Source organism: Waltera intestinalis (assembly GCF_009695995.1).
Lineage (GTDB): Bacteria > Bacillota > Clostridia > Lachnospirales > Lachnospiraceae > Acetatifactor > Acetatifactor intestinalis.
Genome location: NZ_VUMU01000002.1, coordinates 44731 through 63759, shown reverse-complemented (window position 1 = coordinate 63759; position 19029 = coordinate 44731). Strand labels below are relative to the sequence as shown.

At 48.3% G+C, this 19029-nt stretch carries 21 protein-coding genes; 3 read left to right on the top strand and 18 right to left on the bottom strand.

Going from position 1 to position 19029, the window contains the following annotated elements; genetic code table 11:
- The first annotated feature begins 212 nt into the window (after positions 1 to 212).
- Complete coding sequence (locus FYJ59_RS02035) at positions 213 to 1034, top strand: histidinol-phosphatase HisJ family protein (protein WP_154495069.1); 822 nt, start codon at positions 213 to 215, stop codon at positions 1032 to 1034.
- Between the two features lie 13 nt (positions 1035 to 1047).
- On the opposite strand, the gene FYJ59_RS02030 is transcribed toward FYJ59_RS02035, so the two are convergent.
- The 7 genes from FYJ59_RS02030 to nifS all read right to left on the bottom strand — a co-directional run bounded on the left by FYJ59_RS02030 (position 1048) and on the right by nifS (position 7204).
- Positions 1048 to 1416: a DUF3783 domain-containing protein gene (locus FYJ59_RS02030; RefSeq protein ID WP_154495068.1), complete on the bottom strand. Its 369-nt coding sequence runs from the start codon at positions 1414 to 1416 to the stop codon at positions 1048 to 1050.
- Entirely contained in the window at positions 1416 to 1832 is a 417-nt protein-coding gene (locus FYJ59_RS02025; RefSeq protein ID WP_154495067.1) for a DUF523 domain-containing protein, read from the bottom strand. The genes FYJ59_RS02030 and FYJ59_RS02025 overlap by 1 nt, the downstream gene beginning before the upstream one ends.
- Before the next feature lie 31 nt (positions 1833 to 1863).
- On the bottom strand, positions 1864 to 3444 hold the full coding sequence (gene cls, locus FYJ59_RS02020) for a cardiolipin synthase (protein ID WP_154495066.1): 1581 nt from the start codon (positions 3442 to 3444) through the stop codon (positions 1864 to 1866).
- A 376-nt stretch (positions 3445 to 3820) separates the two neighbouring features.
- Complete coding sequence (locus FYJ59_RS02015) at positions 3821 to 4360, bottom strand: hypothetical protein (RefSeq protein WP_154495065.1); 540 nt, start codon at positions 4358 to 4360, stop codon at positions 3821 to 3823.
- A gap of 116 nt (positions 4361 to 4476) precedes the next feature.
- Complete coding sequence (gene mnmA, locus FYJ59_RS02010) at positions 4477 to 5556, bottom strand: tRNA 2-thiouridine(34) synthase MnmA (protein WP_154495064.1); 1080 nt, start codon at positions 5554 to 5556, stop codon at positions 4477 to 4479.
- Between the two features lie 5 nt (positions 5557 to 5561).
- A complete protein-coding gene (gene nifU / locus FYJ59_RS02005; protein ID WP_022154150.1) occupies positions 5562 to 5999 on the bottom strand; it encodes a Fe-S cluster assembly scaffold protein NifU in 438 nt (145 codons plus the stop codon).
- Positions 6000 to 6025: 26 nt separating this feature from the next.
- Positions 6026 to 7204, bottom strand: a complete 1179-nt coding sequence (gene nifS / locus FYJ59_RS02000) for a cysteine desulfurase NifS (protein WP_022154151.1) — start codon at positions 7202 to 7204, stop codon at positions 6026 to 6028.
- Between the two features lie 146 nt (positions 7205 to 7350).
- Between nifS and FYJ59_RS01995 the strand changes: the two genes are divergently transcribed.
- Positions 7351 to 8682, top strand: a complete 1332-nt coding sequence (locus FYJ59_RS01995) for a polysaccharide biosynthesis protein (protein WP_154495063.1) — start codon at positions 7351 to 7353, stop codon at positions 8680 to 8682.
- Positions 8683 to 8726: 44 nt separating this feature from the next.
- Here FYJ59_RS01995 and FYJ59_RS01990 read toward each other — a convergent pair whose 3' ends face one another.
- From FYJ59_RS01990 to FYJ59_RS01980, 3 genes are all read right to left on the bottom strand, one after another.
- On the bottom strand, positions 8727 to 9101 hold the full coding sequence (locus tag FYJ59_RS01990; RefSeq protein WP_154495062.1) for a hypothetical protein: 375 nt from the start codon (positions 9099 to 9101) through the stop codon (positions 8727 to 8729).
- Positions 9102 to 9224: 123 nt separating this feature from the next.
- The gene (nrdR, locus tag FYJ59_RS01985) at positions 9225 to 9689 is read right to left on the bottom strand and encodes a transcriptional regulator NrdR (RefSeq protein ID WP_022313475.1); all 465 of its coding nucleotides are present in this window, start codon (positions 9687 to 9689) and stop codon (positions 9225 to 9227) included.
- A 53-nt stretch (positions 9690 to 9742) separates the two neighbouring features.
- Positions 9743 to 9976 carry a YlmC/YmxH family sporulation protein gene (locus tag FYJ59_RS01980; RefSeq protein ID WP_118546063.1) on the bottom strand — a complete coding sequence of 78 codons (234 nt, stop codon included), beginning with the start codon at positions 9974 to 9976 and terminating at the stop codon, positions 9743 to 9745.
- 152 nt (positions 9977 to 10128) lie between these two features.
- Between FYJ59_RS01980 and sigG the strand changes: the two genes are divergently transcribed.
- Entirely contained in the window at positions 10129 to 10908 is a 780-nt protein-coding gene (gene sigG / locus FYJ59_RS01975; protein WP_154495061.1) for an RNA polymerase sporulation sigma factor SigG, read from the top strand.
- Here the strand turns inward: sigG and FYJ59_RS01970 are convergent.
- The 8 genes from FYJ59_RS01970 to rsmH all read right to left on the bottom strand — a co-directional run bounded on the left by FYJ59_RS01970 (position 10898) and on the right by rsmH (position 19019).
- Positions 10898 to 11443, bottom strand: a complete 546-nt coding sequence (locus FYJ59_RS01970) for a VanZ family protein (protein WP_154495060.1) — start codon at positions 11441 to 11443, stop codon at positions 10898 to 10900. The genes sigG and FYJ59_RS01970 overlap by 11 nt on opposite strands.
- A gap of 12 nt (positions 11444 to 11455) precedes the next feature.
- On the bottom strand, positions 11456 to 11773 hold the full coding sequence (locus FYJ59_RS01965; protein ID WP_022154157.1) for a hypothetical protein: 318 nt from the start codon (positions 11771 to 11773) through the stop codon (positions 11456 to 11458).
- Positions 11774 to 11866: 93 nt separating this feature from the next.
- Positions 11867 to 12562 carry an RNA polymerase sporulation sigma factor SigE gene (gene sigE / locus FYJ59_RS01960; RefSeq protein ID WP_235897886.1) on the bottom strand — a complete coding sequence of 232 codons (696 nt, stop codon included), beginning with the start codon at positions 12560 to 12562 and terminating at the stop codon, positions 11867 to 11869.
- Complete coding sequence (locus FYJ59_RS14025; RefSeq protein ID WP_154495059.1) at positions 12447 to 13418, bottom strand: sigma-E processing peptidase SpoIIGA; 972 nt, start codon at positions 13416 to 13418, stop codon at positions 12447 to 12449. Before FYJ59_RS14025 ends, sigE begins: the two co-directional genes overlap by 116 nt.
- An 80-nt stretch (positions 13419 to 13498) precedes the next feature.
- Positions 13499 to 15250 carry a peptidoglycan D,D-transpeptidase FtsI family protein gene (locus tag FYJ59_RS01950; RefSeq protein ID WP_154495058.1) on the bottom strand — a complete coding sequence of 584 codons (1752 nt, stop codon included), beginning with the start codon at positions 15248 to 15250 and terminating at the stop codon, positions 13499 to 13501.
- A 69-nt stretch (positions 15251 to 15319) separates the two neighbouring features.
- Entirely contained in the window at positions 15320 to 17581 is a 2262-nt protein-coding gene (locus FYJ59_RS01945; RefSeq protein ID WP_328597190.1) for a peptidoglycan D,D-transpeptidase FtsI family protein, read from the bottom strand.
- A gap of 18 nt (positions 17582 to 17599) precedes the next feature.
- On the bottom strand, positions 17600 to 18049 hold the full coding sequence (locus tag FYJ59_RS01940) for an FtsB/FtsL family cell division protein (RefSeq protein WP_154495057.1): 450 nt from the start codon (positions 18047 to 18049) through the stop codon (positions 17600 to 17602).
- A 40-nt stretch (positions 18050 to 18089) separates the two neighbouring features.
- Complete coding sequence (gene rsmH, locus FYJ59_RS01935; protein WP_328597196.1) at positions 18090 to 19019, bottom strand: 16S rRNA (cytosine(1402)-N(4))-methyltransferase RsmH; 930 nt, start codon at positions 19017 to 19019, stop codon at positions 18090 to 18092.
- Positions 19020 to 19029 lie beyond the last annotated feature (10 nt).

Here is a 19029-nt window from a genome sequence, read left to right as displayed (position 1 = left end):
CTTACTGTGATTCACAGATTGTCAAAATTTTATCAGCAAAAACATTTTACCTAATTCCTGATTATAATTCAAGATGTAAATGAAAAATATTTGTGATTTTGTGGTAAATTTTACAGTTTGTTTAGAAATGGTATGGTTTTTGCTCCGTTTTTTGCTATACTGTACCCTGTAAATGACTTACAACAGAATGATAACCAGAAAGGATAAAAAATATGTCTATCAAAGCAGATTGTCATCTTCACTCTTCTTTTTCCGGGGATTCAAAGGCTCCCATGCCGGAGATGATCGATAAAGGGATCTCTCTGGGACTGGAAACCATGTGTTTCACCGAGCATAACGATTTTGATTATCCAAATACTGAGGAGGGACCCGGCAGCATCTTTTTGCTGAATACAGATTCTTATTTGTATGACATCCTCCGCTGTCGCGCCAAATACGAAGGGAAAATGCGGGTTCTCTTCGGTGTGGAATTAGGCTTGCAGCCGCATCTGGCCGACCGAGACGAAGATTTTACTTCCGCCTATGATTTTGATTTCGTCATTGGCTCTACCCACCTGTGCCGGGGAATGGATCCCTATTACCCCGAATATTTTGAGAAGTTTTCCTCCGAGGAGGAAGCCATCCGTGCTTATTTTGCAGAGACGCTGGAAAATCTGAAATGCCATGACGATTATGACGTCTTAGGGCATTTGGATTATATCGTCCGTGTGGCGCCGAACAAAGATAAAAATTATTCCTATGACAAATATAAGGATGCCATTGATCCGATTCTGGAGCTGTTGGTTCACAGCGGCAAAGGTCTGGAATTAAACATCGGTAGCTTCCGCTACGGTCTCAGACAGCCCCATCCCTGTACCGATATTCTGCGCCGCTATCACGAGCTTGGCGGTGAGATCATTACCGTTGGCAGCGATGCACACAAAGCACAGGATGTAGGATCCTATCTGGATCTCGCCTCCGAGATTCTGCAGCTGTGCGGTTTCAAATATTATACGATCTATGAAAAACGCAGCCCGGAATATCACAAGCTGTAATTTTCTTTATTCCCTATCCTCCAAGCTGAATGTGTTCCTTCATCAGCTCGCGAAGCAACGCATCCGCTGTCCATGAGACATTATACGGTGTCACAATCGCCTTCAGGGCAACCGGTGGTAAGCCGGTTGCCTTATATTCTGCCAGGAATGCATCCACCTGTTGCGAATCCATTCCGGAAAACACCAGCATTTCCATTGCAAAATCAGGACCGTTATATATTTTTCCATTCTTATGAAAACCGCTGATTTCCGCCAGTGTTCCGATCTTCTGTCCATAGTCCCTGCGGTTCACCGCCGTCACATCCACACCTATTTTCTCCGCTGCCATACGCACAGCCCGGTCTTTTTGTGTACTCACGCCAAACAATAATATTTTTGCCATTATATTTCCTCACAGTCCATCACCCGGAAGCCGTTCTTTTCCAGCAATTGTACAAATACCCCCTGTCCGGGGATGAGTTTACCGGTAAAGCTTCCATCATAAATCTGCTTTACACCGCAGCTGGGACTTCGTGACTGTAAGATTGCCAGATCGATGCCATTCTCTTTGGCGATCCGCAGAGCCTCCTCTGCGCCTTCCCGAAACTGCCTGTCCACATTTATGCCTTTACAGTTTATGACCTCGCCGCTCACGATCTCCGACGGATCCCTCGGGGTCGGAAGTCCTCCCAGCACCTCAGGACATACCGGGATTACCTCATGCCCTTCCAGATATTTTGCCACACGCTCGCTGTAATTATTTTTCCCGTTATATTTACAGTTTTCGCCCAGCAGACAGGCACTGACCAGTATTTTCATCGTAATCTCCAGCTTTCCGTTATTATGTGTGTTACAGCAACGGCGCGATCAGGCGCATGATACACTGCCAGCCTCTCACTGCCCTATTTTTCCTTCCATCCCGGTATTTATCGGTGACTTCCTCACTATCCTGTAACAGCTTATCAAAATCCGCCTCAATATCCCGGATGGCATCACAGCCGTGCATCCACACACCGTTTTCAAAATGATGATACAGGCTCCGGTAATCCATATTGATAGTACCGACGGTCGCCGTATCCCCATCACACAGCATCTGCTTCGCATGCAAAAAGCCCGGGGTATATTCATAAACCCGCACACCCTGACGCACCAGTCCGGAATAATAGGATCTGGTCACACCGTAAATGATTTTTTTATCCGGAATACCCGGGGTAAATACCCGTACATCCACGCCACGTTTTGCCGCCAGTCCCAGCTCTCTCGTCATCTCATCACTGATGATCAGATAAGGAGTTGCCACATAGAGGCGTTTCTTCGCCGTCTTGATCAGGTTCAGGTAGACATTCTCACCCACCGGCTCTCCGTCCAGTGGAGAATCCGCATAGGGCTGTACATAGCCGGATGCCTTCTGCACATTTCCATCTTCCGCACCTTCCTGCGATGCCTGCAGATACTTTTCATAATCTGTATCCGCCTGTCCCATAACGTTCCACATTTCCAAAAACATCATGGTAAAATTCTGTACCGCTCTGCCGGTCAGCTTCACACCGGTATCCTTCCAGTAACCGTAAGGATGCGTGATATTAAAATACTCATCTGCCAGATTATATCCACCGGTGAATCCTACTTTTCCGTCGATGACCATGATCTTACGATGGTCGCGGTTATTCATGAAAATATTTAAAAAGGGCACTACATAGTTAAATACCCGGCACTGTACACCGATGGCATTCATGCGGTCTATAAAGCTTTTATCCAAAAAGCCGATACAGCCCACATCGTCGTACAGAATACGGACTTCCACGCCCTCGGCAGCCTTTCTTGCCAATACATCCTTCAGCCGTGCAAAAGCCTCCGCCTCCTCTATGGCATGATATTCCAGGAATATAAAGTGCTTTGCCTTCTCCAGCTCCTTAAGCTGTTCCTCGTATCCCAGATAAGCTTCCGGATAGAATTTCACAGCTGTCGTGTCATACACCGGATAATTACCATACTTCCAGATATAATGGCATTGATTTGCCAGCAAAGGATCTTCCTGCTCCAGCTGCTGCAATATTGTCTCATCCTGAACATTCAGAGGAATCAGTTGTGCATCCACATCCTCAAATTTCCGGATGATTTTATGCATAGCCTCTTTATGTCCGAACAATCCGTAAATACACAGACCGAACACAGGAAATGCCAATATTACAATGATCCAGGGCATCTTAAATGCGGCATTGGTATGTTTCCCATAAATCCTGAGCGCCACTACCAGTGCAAACAGGCTGGTCAGCAGAGAGATCACTGAAGAATACTGATACAGTTTGATCATCAATATCAATATCCAACCGATCTGTAAGAGCACAGCCAATGCTGCAAACGCAATTCTTCCTATACTGTTTTTCACATTCCCTTTTACTTCAGAACGTATCTGCTTTTTCTTACCCATAATGTCCTCTTTTCTCTTTCGTTCTGCCAGATCATAAGTAATCTCCCCCCTCACAGACTGCCTGCACTGCGCACAGACAGCCATGGGTATATTCTATGATGCCAGGGTCAAAAGGTCTAAGCCCACATGAGCTTGCTCATATGTGGGCGAAAGACCTTAGGACCCGCCCCGATATGAGCATAAAAGTGGGATGATAATCCCACGATATGCGAATATTGGGGTGGATTGTGGGAGTGCGCAGCACGGAACAATCCGTAGGCATCAAAGTCGGGGGCTTTTGCTCCCGACATCATTCTATGGGGGATTGTTTTATGGTATAACATTTTTGCAAAAATCTCAATAGGTCTATGGACTACAACTGTCCTCTTTTGTCTGCCTAACCACAGTTTCTGTCACACAGTACCACCACTGTAGACGGCGTGGTCTGGGCAGGAATGCTTCTCGTGGAAGAGGAATAGATGACCACCAGATTATGGTTCGCGGGACTCGCCTGGAAATACTGGTTGTTCACGGTACGCACATCCACTGAGCCATCCAGATTCAGCTGCAATGTCTGCTCCTCATTGACCAGGGAATTGCTGTAGTAGCTCACATCCACATTCCGGTCGCTTCTCTCTTCAGCCACTACCACTGCCGTATACTGAGGCGGATAGATCAGGGGCATGGGCGCATCGTTGCGATACCAGAAGGTTGCCATCATTCCCACTGACAACGTAGTAAAATCCACCACATAGGTATCGGGGTTGATAAAAAAGTTCACGGTATTGCCATCCGTATCCTCGATAGCGGCAAATAGCAGGCATCCATCAGCTCTGCGACCGCCCTGCCCTGCCGGCACCAGATCCACGATCGTTCCCTTCATGGAACAGAAGCTGTTTCTTCTCATAGGTCTCTGAAACGAAAATCGATAATCCATAGTCTCTCCTGTGAATTATAAAAGCTTTCTTCTATTATATGCACGCCCCCGCTATTGATGTTACGTGTCGTGATAAAAATATAGGACCACTATGTAAAATAGTGATCCCTGTTTTCCTACAGGACAATGGTCCCGCCGCCCAGTACATGTTCGCCCTGATAGAACACCATAGCCTGTCCCGGTGTAGCGGCACGCACAGGTACATCGAAGGTACAGAGTACTCTGCCATCCGGTTGTTTTGTAAGTGTTCCATGCTCGCCCTTATGATTATAGCGAATCTTAGCCAGTACTCTGACGGGTTCTGTGATATTCTCCACTGCCATATAATTCACATTTTCACATAATACTTTATCCGTGAAAAGTTCCTGATTGGAACCGATCACCACCTCATTGGTCTCGGGGCGGATGGCTGTAACAAACACCCTCTCTCCCATGGGAAGATCCAGTCCTCTGCGCTGCCCCAGGGTATAATGAGTAATCCCCTTATGATGCCCCAGTATCCTGCCGTCCTCCGTGACAAAATTGCCCGGTCCCGGCACCTTTTCTCCGGCTTCTCTGTCAATAAAGGAAGCATAATCATTGTCCGGCACGAAACAGATCTCCTGACTGTCCGGCTTATGTGCCACCGGAAGTCCCGCCTCCTCTGCCAGGGCACGGATCTCATCCTTAGTGTATTCTCCCACCGGCATCAGAGTATGTGAAAGCTGATCCTGGGTCAGATTATACAGCGCATAGGTCTGGTCCTTCGCCGCCGTAACGGAATTGCGGATAGCAAAACGGCCGTTTGGCAGTCTGTCGATCCTCGCATAATGCCCCGTGGCAATATAGTCCGCGCCGATCTCTAAGCTCCTCTGTAACAGGGATTCCCATTTCACGTAACGGTTGCAGGCGATGCAGGGATTCGGTGTATGCCCTCTTAAATACTCGTCCACAAAATAATCCATGACATGACATTTGAACTCTTTTTTAAAATTCATGACATAATAAGGAATTTCCAGTCTCTCTGCCACTCTTCTGGCATCATCCACCGCAGACAATCCGCAGCATCCGCCATTGGCTTCCTTCGCTGCTTCCTCCTCGTCCTGCCAGATCTGCATGGTGACACCGATCACATCATAGCCCTGTTCCTTTAATAACATGGCTGCCACGGAGGAATCCACGCCTCCGGACATGCCAACCACTACTTTTTTCTTCATAGATCTTAATAGTCTTCCTCTTCTTCGCCCTCACTGATATCATTCTTGGGCTTCTGCAGGCCCTCGATGGTGATGTGGTTCTTCTCCGCATAATCCCACAGAGCTGCATGGATGGCTTCCTCTGCTAAAAGTGAGCAGTGTACCTTTACGGGAGGCAGTCCGTCCAGCGCCTCCATTACCGCCTTGTTCGTTACCTGCAAAGCTTCCTGGATGGTCTTGCCCTTTACCAGTTCGGTAGCCATGGAGCTGGTAGCTACGGCAGCACCGCAGCCGAAAGTCTTGAACTTTGCCTCTCTGATGATCCCGTTCTCGTCAATGTCCAGGAACATTCTCATAATATCTCCGCACTTGGCGTTACCCACAGTACCTACGCCGCTGGCATCCTCGATCTCCCCGACATTTCTGGGGTTTTGAAAGTGATCCATTACTTTTTCACTGTACATGTATCTGTTATCCTCTTCTTTCTTGCTTAGTTGTTCTTCTGACTCTTCAGAAAATCTTCATATAAAGGAGACATATCCCGCAGTCTCTGGACGATTTTCTTCACTTCTTCCGCTACGATATCCATCTCTTCCTTCGTGCTATCCTCAGACAAGGTCAGACGTAAGGAACCGTGGGCTTCCTCATGCTTTAAACCAATGGCTAACAGCACATGGGAAGGATCTAAGGATCCGGAAGTACATGCAGATCCGCTGGAAGCACAGATTCCCTTCATATCCAGCATGATCAGCATGGATTCTCCCTCGATAAACAGGAAGGAGAAATTGATATTATTCGGAAGTCTCTTCGTGCGGTGACCGTTCAGCCAGCAATGAGGGATCTCGTTCTCCAGACGTCCGATCAGATAATCACGCAGTTCGATCTCCTTGCGGGTCTTACTGTCCATAATACGCATAGCACGCTCTACGGCTGCCCCCAGTCCCACGATGCCGGGGATGTTCTCTGTACCGGCTCTGCGGCTTCTCTCCTGCGCTCCGCCGTGTACAAAAGAACGGATCTTCACTCCTTTACGGATATATAAAAAGCCGATTCCCTTGGGGCCGTTTAATTTATGACCGCTGGCACTGAGCATGTCAATATGCATCTCATCCACATTAATGGGAACCTGTGCATACGCCTGTACCGCATCGGTATGAAACAATACGCCGTGCTCTTTTGCAATCTCACCGATCTCGGCGATGGGCTCGATGGTACCGATCTCGTTGTTGGCAAACATCACGCTGATCAGAATAGTATCGGGGCGGATGGCCGCTTTCAGCTCGTCCAAGCTGATCAGTCCGTCTCTGTCCACATTCAGATAGGTGATCTCAAAGCCTCTCTTCTCCAGATACTCACAGGTATGGAGAATGGCATGGTGCTCGATCTTCGTGGTAATAATATGTTTTCCCTTAGAAGCATAAGCTTCTGCGGTGGCTTTTAATGCCCAATTGTCGGACTCCGAACCACCGGCGGTAAAATAGATCTCTTCCGGCTTCGCTCCCAGGCTGTCCGCGATGGTCTGGCGAGCATGATCCATAGCCTTTTTGCTCTCGGCGCCCAGACTGTAAATGGTGCTGGCATTGCCGTAATATTCACTGAAATACGGGAGCATCGCATCTACGACCTCCGGTGCTGTTTTCGTAGTCGCTGCATTATCTAAATATATCATATTGCCTCATTTCTGCATATCTTGTAACTGATCATGCACATTTTACTGCTATTCATGATAGCATTCACTTTACTGTTCTGTCAACAAGGTCATCGGAATATACTTTTGCAAGATCTTTTAAGCCAAAAGGGTCAAAAAATCCGCTTATGAAACATGCCAAACGTCATCCCCTGATCTTCGGTACTATCATTCTGACTGCAACCGGCCTTATCACCCGTGTCATTGGATTTTTCTACCGTATCTATCTGTCCAGGCTCTTCGGTGAAGAGGGAATGGGCATCTATCAGCTGCTCAGTCCGGCATTATCCCTATCTTTTTCCCTTACAGCCGCCGGATATCAGACCGCCATTTCGAAATATGTGGCGGCGGATAGTGCCAAACGCCCTTCCGGGAATTTAAAGCCGCTGCTGGCCGGGATCAGTATCACCTTACCCCTGTCTCTTGTAACAAATGCCATTTTGTTTTTCTCTGCGGATCCTATCGGTATTTTTCTATTAAAAGATCACCGTACCGTACCCATGCTGCGGATCCTGTCCTTCTCTGTCCCCTTTGCCGCGCTGCACGCCTGCATCAACGGTTATTTCTATGGGAAAAAGAAAGCTTTCGTGCCTGCTCTTACACAGCTTTTAGAGCAGCTTGCAAGAGTCAGCTGCGTCTTTCTCGTCACCGGAGCCGATCTGGCAGAAGGTCGTACTCCCTCCATCAATGCTGCGGTTCTCGGTCTCACCGTAGGCGAGATCTTTTCCATGCTGATCGCTCTGGTCTGCCTGTATATACATCTGTATCCGGACAGTAGTATTCTTTCCCTGCAAAATATCTGTCCTTCTGTTCCGGTCTATCGGGATCTGCTTGGTATGGCACTGCCTCTGACCGCCAACCGTATCGTTCTGAACATTTTACAAAGTATCGAAGCCGTCTCCATCCCCCGGAAACTTCTGCTCTACGGTTATGATACCACCACAGCCTTAAGTGTATACGGAGTCCTTACCGGCATGGCCATGCCCATGATCTTTTTCCCTAACGCCCTTACCGGCTCCGTGGCGGTGCTTCTCCTGCCCACCATCTCCGAAAATCATGCCAAAGGAGACCGTGGAGCCGTCATAAACGCCACCCTGCGCACCGTAAAATATTGCAGTCTCATGGGTGCCTGTTGTCTGTGCTGTTTTCTGTTTCTGGGTGACTGGATGGGAACGGAACTGTTCCACAGTGAACTGGCCGGTCATTTTATCGTGACTCTGGGCTTCATCTGTCCTTTTCTGTATCTGGATACCACTCTCTCAAGCATTTTGCAGGGTCTCGGTATGGCGGGGCGGATCTTTTTCTCCAACGTGGTCTGTCTTCTGATCCGGCTCCTGTTCGTATTTTTTGCCATTCCCGTGATCGGTATGCAGGGGTATCTGTGGGGGATTCTGGTCAGCCAGCTGGTACTTGCCGGAATCTATTTTTTCTGTCTGTATCACTTCTTCCGAAAAAATTAAAAAATACCTCCGGTGTCTTGCTTACGCCTGACAGACGGAGGTAACTATTCTGTAAATACCGTTTTGCTTCCCACAAAGTACTGGTACTGCTGTAAGATCTGGTCCTTACGCATATCGGAGATTGCCTTCTCCACATCCAGGGAATGGATATCGCTGTCCCTGCCAATGTAGCCGAAATCGTCCTGTTTGTGGAACGTAATGGAGATGTCCTCTAACGGTGCGTTGGATTTCTGCTCCTGAACCGGAGCCTCCTCCTTCGCCGCACCGGGATTCCCGGAATTTATCTGTTCCGAAGATGCTACATGGGATTCTGCCCCGGTCTCTTCCACGATCACTGTCTTTGCCGGCTGCGGCATCTGTATGCTGTAATCCTGCATTCTGCCGATTCCGCCGATCCCGTTCACTCCGCCTATTCCCATGTATTCACCTCCTTGTCCTTCTTTTTTCTATATCGCACATGCCATGCGAAATTCTAGCTTTATCTGGCTGTATTTTCAGTTATAATATCGACTGTTTTTACGAAAACTTAAGTCTTCCGGAAATTAATTGTGATTCTTGTCATTCAGGACACTCTTTAATTCATCCATAAAGGTGTTCACGTCCTTGAACTCCCGATATACGGAAGCAAATCTTACATAAGCTACCGCATCCAGATCTTTCAGCTTATTCATCACAAGTTCACCGATGGTTCCGCTGGGAATCTCACGTTCTTCCCGGTTGAAGATCTCGTTCTCCACCTCGTCTACCAACGTCGTGATCTGTTGTGCGCTGACCGGACGTTTATGGCAGGCTCTGAGTACTCCGGCCTCGATCTTGGCACGGTCATACGCCTCTCTGTTATTATCCTTTTTAATAATGATCAGCGGGATCGTTTCGATCTTCTCGTAAGTGGTGAATCGCTTGCCGCATTCATCACACACACGGCGACGGCGAATGGAATTGTTATCTTCCGCCGGTCTCGAATCGATCACTCTGGTATTTTCATGGCTGCAGAACGGACATTTCATAGGCATCCTCCTCTTAAAAACCACGTGTTATTTATACGGATATTATAAGAGAATCAGCAGTTAATGTCAACTAAAATTATGTCCGGCCCAATCTGCCTGATATCCTTGTACGGGATAACGATATTCGGTTCACAGCGCAGGAATCCCAGCCACTGGTTTCCTCCGGGCACCATGATCTTACAGATGCATCCGCTGCACTCATCGAATTCCAGATCACAGACATGCCCCAGCTTTTTACAGTCTCTGACATTGATCACATCTTTGCATTTTAATTCGGAAAAAAGCATATGCGTACTCCTGCTTTCTTTCTATATATATAATATATGCCTTTTCTATCCGTTTGTTCGGCAAATACTGGAAATTCTACCGGCAAAGTATATCCTCCCACAGTCCTGTGAATACTGTTGTTATCACAAAATTCAGTAATCGGGAGGTCTCTATGGTACAGGGAAAAGTGGAAATCTGCGGCGTCAATACAGCAAAACTGCCTTTGTTAAAGGCGGCAGACAAGGAAGCTTTATTTGCGAAGATCCGGGAAGGAGACACTGCTGCCAGAGAGACCTACATCGAAGGAAACTTACGTCTGGTTTTAAGCGTAATCAAGCGTTTCTCAAACAGTGCGGAAAACGTGGATGATCTGTTCCAGATTGGGTGCATCGGCCTGATCAAAGCCATCGACAATTTTGATTCCACTCTGGGCGTAAAATTCTCCACTTATGCGGTTCCAATGATCATCGGGGAGATCCGAAGATTTTTACGGGACAACAACAGTATCCGTGTATCACGATCCCTGAAGGATACTGCTTATAAGGCGATCTATGCCAGAGACACCCTGACCAAAAAGAATCTGAAAGAGCCCACCATGGAAGAGATTGCCGCGGAAGTGGGCATCTCCAAAGAAGACATCGTCTATGCCCTGGATGCCATGCAGAATCCCATGAGCCTCTACGAACCGGTCTATACCGACGGCGGTGACACCCTCTATGTCATGGACCAGATCAGTGATAAAAAAAATAAGGAAGAGACGTGGGTGGAACATCTCTCCCTCAGTGAAGCCATGAAACGTCTGAACGACAGGGAGCGTCATATCATCTCCCTGCGCTTTTTCGAAGGCAAGACCCAGACCGAAGTGGCCGACATGATCGGCATCTCCCAGGCCCAGGTCTCCCGTCTCGAAAAAAATGCATTGAAAGCTATGCGGGGCTATCTTACCGCCTGAGATCAGGTCTGTGGAATCCCTGTATCATATGATGCAGCAACCAGAAAATCACATACCCGATCACAGCCCCCAGCACATTGGTCAGGATATCGTCCACCTGAAAATATCCCCTGCCGGTGATCAGTTGGATTGTCTCCACACCGAAGCTGGTCACAAATGCTGCAAAGGTATTACGAAAAAATCCCCGAAGCCATGGGAATGCCCAGGGACAGATAAATCCATAGGGAATAAACAGCAGTACATTTTCCACGACAAACGCATGGTTCCTCGCATTCGTCCCCCAGGTAGAGAACAGTTCCAGATCCATGCCGATCCGGCTGCCATCCTCTCTGGAGAAAAAAGTGATCACCAGAATGATCATCAGATACAGAGAAAATGCCATGAGTCCCGCCATGGGAAAAGTATCCTTCCCCTTACGCTCCCGTCTGGCATTCAGTCCGTTCAGGAGCAGTCCCACAACAGCACCCGCCATGATCCCGTAGGGAAGATAGGCCAGGGTCTCCTTTAGATCCTTTATGATATATTTTAACATCATCTTATTATTTCCTTACATTTGATAGGTATCCCAATGGGAAGGTGCTTCCTCCCATATCTTCTTATCCTCGAATAAGCGGTCATTCATCCAGCCGACGGCATCCACCACGCCATCCTCGTCAAAAGAAAAATATGCTCTTTTCTTTTTTTCCTCCGGGGTCTTAAAATAATTAAAGGGCTCCGGCCATACCGTCACCATAAGCTTTTTACCGCCCTCGGGGTCCTCCGGAGCCTGTGTCTGTTCCAGGCGGTAACGCATCCCCTGATGGCATCCGGTGAATTCCGTCTTTTTTAAATATTCCATCGATAATATATCATCACGCTGTATCATGTATCTTCATCCTTAAAATCTGTCATTCATAATCCGGAGAATGGGTCTTCTCCGTAATCTCTATAGTATCATGTATCCGTCCCGAATGCAAAGTCAAATATGCAGGCTGATCTCCTTTTTCAACTGCCGCATGATCTTTTTTTCCAGTCTCGAGATATAGGACTGGGAGATTCCAAGAAAGCTTGCCACTTCCTTCTGTGTCATCTCCTGTCCGTCCGGTGTCCCCAGCCCGAACCGCAGCCGTACAATGGTCTTCTCCCGGTTTGACAGCTTGCTTACGGCATTCATTAAAAGCTTGCGCTCCACTTCGTTCTCTATCCCTCTGTATATCACATCCTCATCCGTTCCCAGGATATCCGACAGGAGAAGTTCATTGCCGTCCCAATCCACATTTAAAGGTTCATCGATGGACACTTCCATCTTCGTCTTATTATTCCGCCGCAGGTACATCAATATCTCATTTTCAATGCACCGTGAGGCATAGGTCGCCAGCTTGATATTTTTCTCCGGATTGAAGGTATTGATGGATTTGATCAGTCCGATGGTACCTATGGAGATCAGATCCTCCACGCCCACTCCCGTATTATCGAACTTTTTGGCTATGTAGACGACCAGTCTGAGATTATGTTCAATCAATATGGCCTTTGCTTCATCCTCATATTCCGTTCCCAGATCACTGATCACCCGGTTCTCCTGATCTGTGGGAAGCGGCGGTGGCAGGACCTCTGCGCCTCCGATGTAATGAATATCTCCTTTCCGCTGCCGCAGAAACGGTTCTCTGCGAATCATCTTGAATTGCATTTTCCCGGGTATTGCTATCTTTAAGATCATAGTTGCTCCTTCCTGCTTTTCCTGTCTTTTTTAACAGCGCCGGATGCAGCAGCATAGGAATCTCTCTTCCTGCGATTTCCTCTTCACTTACTGCCAGCCACACATCGCTGCATATTTTTTCCACACCATGGATCCGGATCTTCATCTGCGGAATCCGGTATCCATAGAGAATTCCATTCTTTTTCCCGACACTGTGGTAAGGAATCACCCGAAAATCCGGCAGCCCCTCCGGCCACAAAGTCTGAAATGTCTCCACATCCAGTACAGATACGGGGGCTCCGCTCATAGGTTCCGTCAAAGTATTGCCGGAATCCACAATCGCCGCGATACACAATGTCTGTTCCGTACCCCGAAGTACTACCTCACAATGAGTTCCAAGCTCCGTTTCTCTTCGGTATCTCCACAATAGCAGCTGCACTGTCAGAGCCCCCAGTCCCAGTGCAAGCACAATTCCCGGTACATACTGTATTCCGGCCGGGATCCCCCTCAGCACAGCCACCAGAATTCCTCCGAGTAGGAAGGTATCATACATCTGCTTTCTAAAATAACTCCATAGTGAACGCCAATTCCGGATCCGAAATGTTACAACCAGCATCAACAATGTTCCGGGCAGCATACAGAGCAGCAGTTTAAGCAGGGCCGCTCCCTTCCATAAAAAAGGGAGCAGATAGCAGACCGCTCCGATTCCCGCTCCCCACAGCAGCCGGTACCACGTGGCAGTGCGGCAGGTGCTGTGATCTACCATGATCAGAAGTAACAGATTCATACCGAAGTGCAGGAGGAAGATACTGTCTAAATATAGTTCATAATGCATCACACCCCTCCTTCAGAATTATTATAAGGGGTGTCCCCAGCGGATTTTGTCAAATTTTCATCCGCCGGAACCTTTTTCATTCAATGATTTTCGACAACAGTATCCTCCGTCTTCTCCAGTCCCAAATAAGGCAAAATATTTTCATACAGCTGCCTTATAATAGGTGCTGCCACCTGTCCTCCATAATAGACTCCCTGGGGATTGTTGATAATGGCGATGGCAATCACCTGTGGATCATCGGCAGGTGCGAATCCGATAAAAGAAGAAATATAACGTCCGCTGCCTCTGGGCAGCGTCTGACTGGTCGCCGTCTTGCCACCCACCCGAAAGCCCTGCACCTGTCCGTTTCTACCAGAGCCCTCCGCCACCACTGTCTCCAGGATATAACGCATAGTTGCGCTGGTCTCTTCCGATACGATTCCTGTCTCCACAGGATAAGTAAAAACCTGTTCCACTTCGCCATCCCGGTTCAGGGCTTCCATGCCCAAGTGAGGAGTGATCTGGTTGCCTCCGTTAATGATGGAGGATGCCGTTGTCAGCAGCTGGATCGCCGTGATCTGAAAAGACTGCCCGAAAGCCACCGTCGCCAGCTCCACATTTCCCATGTCTTCTTTTTTATGCATGATCGTTGCTGCTTCCCCGGGGAGATCGATTCCGGTTCTTTTTTTCAGTCCGAATTGCTCAAAATATTTGTAATAATTGTCTACACCGAGACGCAGTCCTACGGAGATCAGTGCCGGATTGCAACTATTCTGCATACACTGCACAAATGTCTGTGTGCCATGTCCGCCGATCTTATGGCAGCGGATCTTTCGGTCGTCCACAATGATGAATCCCGGACAGGAAAAGGTACTTTCCGTGGTGACCACCCTTTCCTCCAGTCCCGCCGCGGCTGTAATAATCTTAAAGGTAGATCCCGGTTCATAGGTATCATTGATGCAGCCGTTGCGCCACATGGCATTTAATTTTTCCTGCTTCTGCTCTCCTGTCAGGTTTTCCGTCTCCTCCGGCAGTGCATAAGGGTCATTCAGATCAAATTCCGGATAATTGACCATGGCCAGGATTTCTCCGTTTCGCGGATCCATGGCAATGATGTAGACGCTGTCCGCCTCTTTGGTGGCGCAGGCCTGTTCCGCCAGCTGCGTGGCATACTCCTGGATATTACGGTCGATGCTGATCCGCAGATCCCATCCCGGCACCGGCTCTACCCGGCGTTCCCCCGCGGTGTCTACCTCGATTCCTTTGGCATCCGTCACAGTCAGAATCATACCGGTTTCTCCCTGCAGTGTTTCCTCATAGATTACTTCCAGCCCAATGATCCCCTGATTGTCCCCTCCGGTAAAACCCAGGACTTTACTGGCCAGGTCTCCATACGGATAGTATCGCTTATAATCCTCATCCACTTTTACCCCCGCCAGATCATATTCCCGGATTCTGTCACCGATGCTCTTGTCCACATTGCTTTTGACGCGTTCCATGGAAGAATATTTTTCCACACGTTTTCTCGCTTCCGTCTCCGAAATTCCCAGCTCTTTTACCAGCATGGCTATCACCTTTTCCGGTTCTGTGATCTGATTATGAATCACCGATACGGTACAGACCGTCTTGTTATCCGCCAGTACCACTCCGTTCCTGTCCAAAATACGTCCTCTTGCCGCCTTTATGCTGCGTTCTCTCTCATGCAGTCTCGTCGCCGCTTCCTCATAATAATCCGCCCTCCACACCATCAGATACAAAAGTCTCATAAACAATCCGATAAGCACCAGTGCGCATATGAAAAAAATGGTCATGATCTTTTTGCGATGAAAAAAACGATTTTGCTGATCCGCCATAAAAAAACCTCACAACAAGAGCTTTTTACATTTTATTGCTCCTGCTGTGAGGCTATTCGTATGTTTTGTTTATTCATTCTGCTGATTCAGCAGATTATTGTTAATGGGACTGTCACCCATGGTATCGTCCCCGCCGACATCCGCTCCCGTAATGGGATCGATCAGACCGCCGTCGATCGGACTTACCAGATAACCGGTAGCGGGATCTTTGGGATAATTTCTCCAGTCCTCCGTAACCGTCGTCGTATCGTCACCGGTTCCGTCACCACTCTGGGAATCTCCGGACTGATCATCTCCGGTCTGAGCGTCTCCGGTCTGATTGTCTCCGGTGTTCTGGTCATCTCCGTTCTCGGGAGTCTGGGTATACTGATTCGTAATCTCGATCTGTTTCTCCGCCAGTTCCTGAATCTCCTTTTCAGACAGTTCCTCCGTCATGAAGATATTCAGATAAGGCAGCACTTCCGTCAGAACATTTCGTACAATACCGGTTGCAAACTTTGCATCATCCTGAGGGGATGCATTGGCACGGTCCACAACTACATAAATGGCGATCTGGGGATCATCCGCCGGTGCATATCCCATAAAGGATACAACATACTCACCGTTTTTACGGGGAATAGTCTCTGCGGTACCGGTCTTACCGCCGATGGCATAACCTGCAGGTCTTGCGGTTCTACCGGTTCTGCGGTCACCACCCTCTTCCATAACGGTAGCACGGCAGTACTGTCTGATCTTCGCCGAAGTGCTCTCGGAGATGGTCTGTCGTAACACTCTCGGTTCAATGTTCTCCACCGTTGCTCCGCTTGCATTGGTGATCTTATCCACCATATGGGGCTCATAATAGTAACCGCCGTTGATCAGAGAGCAGAAACCGGTGATCATCTGGATCATGGTTACATTAAAGTTCTGTCCAAAGCTGTTGGTCGCCAGATCAGCGCTTCCCATCTGGTCCACCGGAAACAGCAGGCTTGCAGTTCTCGCCTCTCCTGCCAGATCCACGTTGGTCTTTAATCCAAAGTTAAAGATCTGCTGGAATTTGGCAAATTCCTCTTTGCCCATGGTGGCAGCAATCTTCATTAACGCTACGTTGCAGGACCAGGCAATGGAATCTTGTACCGATACATCACCTTCACCGCCGGAACGGTAGCTGTGGCATTTGATCGTATGTCCGCCGACTTCCAGAGATCCGTTACACTGATAGTGCTCGTTGCCGGTGATGGCACCGCTCTCCAATGCTGCTGCCACGGTAAAAGGCTTCGCCGTGGATCCCGGCTCGTAAGTGGTGGATATACAATAGTTCTTCCACAGGTAGTTCAGATTATCCAATAGCTGCTCATCTGTCAGGGCATCGATATCTTCCTGGGTAAAATAGGTATCTGTCTTCGTCAGTACCTGGTAACCGTTGGCATTGGTCACCATCTCGATCTTACGGGATCCCAAAAGGGCGTCCGTATTCCTGGTATCGTTCAGGTCATAGGTAGGATAGCTGGCCATGGCCAAAATATTGCCGGTATTGACTTCCATGATGATGCAGCCCACATTTTCCGCACCGTTACCGGGATGTACCGCATCCTTATGCTCCTCGTTAAACTGCTTCAGATATTTCTCTACAATGCCCTGAATATTGGCATCAATGGTACTGTGTATCGTGTTACCGTCCACTGCCGGCTTGATCGTACGCTCCAGATTGGCATCGTCATTCAGATAGCCGTACTCTCTTCCGGTGGTTCCGTTCAGAACATCATTGTAATACTCTTCCAGACCGTACTGTCCTTCATTGTCCGCTCTGGAAAATCCGATCACATCTGCCGCCAGAGAACCGTTGGGATAGACTCTCTTATATTCCTCTTCAAACCAGACACCACGGATCTTGCTGTTCTCCAGTGCTGCCGCCTGGAATCCGCTGATCTGGTCATAAGTCATCCTCCGAAGAGGCACATACCAGGAAGATTCGGGGTGAGACGTTACATACTGCCGCACTGCCGTCATGTCCAGATCCGGGAAATTTGCACCCAATGCCTCCATGGTGGGTTCCAGATAATCCTCCCGATCCAGCATTACCCTGGCATCAATGACCAGATTATATACTTTCTCGCTGACCGCCAGCTTGGTTCCTTTGGCGTCCACAATATCGCCGCGCCGGAAAGGTAATGTTATGGAATCATACTTCTGCTGAGACAGCACCTGCTTCTCGTAAGCTGCACCATCTGCTTTCACAATCCATGTAAGACGCACCGACAAAAGAATAAATGCCAAAATGATCAGTGCATAAAGACACAGGAGCTTTTTCTGCATTTTTACGGAAAATTTTTTAGTTTTCTGTTCTTTCACACTTCGGGCCTCCCGGGCTTAGTTCTGACTGTTGTCAGCCTGACGCATGTAGTCATTGCTGTTGCTTTCATAAGGGATTACCTGTCCCTCGGTTGCATAGGTCATTCCCAGTTCGCCGATGGCAATTTTCTTGATCTCTTCCAGATTCACACTGCTGGTGATCCGGCTGTATTCTTCATCATTGGCCAATTTCAGAGCATTCAGTTCGCTCTCCATTCTGGATACTTCTGCGATCTTTGTGGTCAGCTGTGACTGCATCTGAATATAGTTCACCAGGAAAAATGCACATGCCACCAGTGCCACCATCAGAAAAGTCACATAGCCAATGCTCATATGTCTTGCTTTTTCTCTGTTTTTTCTCGTCTCGTGAGACAGCTGTCTCCGGGGTTCTTCCATCTGCCTGCGGATCTGTAAGTCTCTTGCTGTATTATCATATATGTATGGGGTATTACTTCTTCTCTGTGCCATACTTTATTCCCACTTTCACTGATGAAATATTTAAAATTCTTTATTTCTTTTCAAACACGCGTAACTTCGCGCTCTTGGATCTGCTGTTTACTTCCAGTTCTTCCGCACCGGGCAGAATCGGTTTTCTGGTGATCACCTTTCCCTTGGAGATCTTACCGCATACACACACCGGAAACTCCGGAGGACAGGTACAGGGATTTTCATTCCTGCGGAACGCATTTTTCACAATCCGGTCTTCCAGGGAATGGAAGGTGATGATGCAGAACCTCCCACCGGGATGCAACAGATCGATCAATTCGTCCAATGCCTTTTTCAGTACTTCCAGTTCCTGATTGCACTCAATGCGGATCGCCTGGAATGTCTGCTTGGAGGGATGTCCGTTCTGCCGCATCTTCGCCGGAACTGCAGCTTTGATGATCTCGTTTAATTCAAAGGTAGTCTCAATGGGCTTGTCCGCCCTGTTTTTTACAATATGCTTCGCAATGTTTTTCGCAAACGGATCTTCGCCGTAGTCCCGGATGATATGATACAGTTCCATCTCGGAATAGTTGTTCACGATGTCTCTCGCTGTCAGGGTCTGTCTGCGGTCCATCCGCATGTCAAGCGGTGCATCAAACCGGTAAGAAAACCCTCTGTCCTCGGTATCTAACTGGTAGGAAGAGACTCCCAGATCCAGCACGATGCCGTCCACACCGGTGACTCCGTATTCGCTGAGTGCCTCCACCGCATTCACGTAATTGTTGCGGATCACGGTCACTTTATCTCCAAAGCATCGTAATCTCTCCGATGCCGCCGCGATTGCCGCGTCATCCTGATCGATCCCGTAGAAATGTCCGTTCTGTAAGCGGCTGCACACTTCATATGCATGTCCGCCGCCTCCTAAGGTTCCGTCCACATAGATGCCGTCCGGTCTGATATTCAGTTGTTCGATGGTCTCATGCAACATCACAGAATAATGATTAAATTCCACGACGGTCATC

Excerpts from the sequence above, each read along its gene's own strand:
- FYJ59_RS02030 (WP_154495068.1), bottom strand. The coding sequence starts at position 1,416 with ATGGCAAAAATATTATTGTTTGGCGTGAGTACACAAAAAGACCGGGCT.
- nrdR (WP_022313475.1), bottom strand. The coding sequence starts at position 9,689 with ATGAAATGTCCGTTCTGCAGCCATGAAAATACCAGAGTGATCGATTCG.
- sigG (WP_154495061.1), top strand. The coding sequence starts at position 10,129 with ATGGTACAGGGAAAAGTGGAAATCTGCGGCGTCAATACAGCAAAACTG.
- FYJ59_RS01995 (WP_154495063.1), top strand. The coding sequence starts at position 7,351 with ATGAAACATGCCAAACGTCATCCCCTGATCTTCGGTACTATCATTCTG.
- sigE (WP_235897886.1), bottom strand. The coding sequence starts at position 12,562 with ATGATTCGCAGAGAACCGTTTCTGCGGCAGCGGAAAGGAGATATTCAT.
- nifU (WP_022154150.1), bottom strand. The coding sequence starts at position 5,999 with ATGTACAGTGAAAAAGTAATGGATCACTTTCAAAACCCCAGAAATGTC.
- FYJ59_RS01940 (WP_154495057.1), bottom strand. The coding sequence starts at position 18,049 with ATGGCACAGAGAAGAAGTAATACCCCATACATATATGATAATACAGCA.
- cls (WP_154495066.1), bottom strand. The coding sequence starts at position 3,444 with ATGGGTAAGAAAAAGCAGATACGTTCTGAAGTAAAAGGGAATGTGAAA.
- mnmA (WP_154495064.1), bottom strand. The coding sequence starts at position 5,556 with ATGAAGAAAAAAGTAGTGGTTGGCATGTCCGGAGGCGTGGATTCCTCC.
- nifS (WP_022154151.1), bottom strand. The coding sequence starts at position 7,204 with ATGATATATTTAGATAATGCAGCGACTACGAAAACAGCACCGGAGGTC.
- FYJ59_RS01990 (WP_154495062.1), bottom strand. The coding sequence starts at position 9,101 with ATGGGAATAGGCGGAGTGAACGGGATCGGCGGAATCGGCAGAATGCAG.
- FYJ59_RS01950 (WP_154495058.1), bottom strand. The coding sequence starts at position 15,250 with ATGGCGGATCAGCAAAATCGTTTTTTTCATCGCAAAAAGATCATGACC.
- FYJ59_RS01980 (WP_118546063.1), bottom strand. The coding sequence starts at position 9,976 with ATGCTTTTTTCCGAATTAAAATGCAAAGATGTGATCAATGTCAGAGAC.
- FYJ59_RS02035 (WP_154495069.1), top strand. The coding sequence starts at position 213 with ATGTCTATCAAAGCAGATTGTCATCTTCACTCTTCTTTTTCCGGGGAT.
- FYJ59_RS02015 (WP_154495065.1), bottom strand. The coding sequence starts at position 4,360 with ATGGATTATCGATTTTCGTTTCAGAGACCTATGAGAAGAAACAGCTTC.
- FYJ59_RS01970 (WP_154495060.1), bottom strand. The coding sequence starts at position 11,443 with ATGATGTTAAAATATATCATAAAGGATCTAAAGGAGACCCTGGCCTAT.
- FYJ59_RS14025 (WP_154495059.1), bottom strand. The coding sequence starts at position 13,418 with ATGCATTATGAACTATATTTAGACAGTATCTTCCTCCTGCACTTCGGT.
- FYJ59_RS02025 (WP_154495067.1), bottom strand. The coding sequence starts at position 1,832 with ATGAAAATACTGGTCAGTGCCTGTCTGCTGGGCGAAAACTGTAAATAT.
- FYJ59_RS01965 (WP_022154157.1), bottom strand. The coding sequence starts at position 11,773 with ATGATACAGCGTGATGATATATTATCGATGGAATATTTAAAAAAGACG.